Origin of the sequence: Herbaspirillum sp. B65 (genome assembly GCF_000333555.1) — a bacterium.
GTDB lineage: Bacteria > Pseudomonadota > Gammaproteobacteria > Burkholderiales > Burkholderiaceae_D > Herbaspirillum > Herbaspirillum rubrisubalbicans.
This window is the reverse complement of record NZ_BADI01001194.1, coordinates 1-333: the sequence shown is the minus strand read 5'-3', so window position 1 is coordinate 333 and position 333 is coordinate 1. Positions and strand designations below refer to the sequence as shown.

At 68.5% G+C, this 333-nt stretch carries 1 pseudogene; it reads right to left on the bottom strand.

Annotation, left to right across the window (positions count from 1 at the left end):
* Positions 1-333: pseudogene (locus I5W_RS28485) on the bottom strand (homoserine dehydrogenase); the annotation flags it as partial.

Below are 333 nucleotides of genomic sequence, written 5' to 3'. Positions count from 1 at the left end.
GTCCGTCGGGTGGACCCGCTGCTCGATGCCCGCCTCGGCCGCCTGCGCGACGCCGAGGAGCTTGATCCGGTAGCCGAGCTCGTCCGCCATGCGCAGGTCGAGAGGCTGCACCCGGGAGATGCCCTCCACCGACACGCCCTCGGCGTCGACTGCGGTCCCGAAGGCCAGGCTCGTCAGAATCGCGAGCTTGTGGGCCGTGTCGAAACCTTCGACGTCGAAGGTCGGATCGGCCTCGGCGTAGCCCAGGGCCTGCGCATCCTTCAGGCAGGCCTCGAAGGTCAGGCCCTCGCGCTCCATGCGGCTGAGGATGTAGTTGCAGGTGCCGTTGAGAAT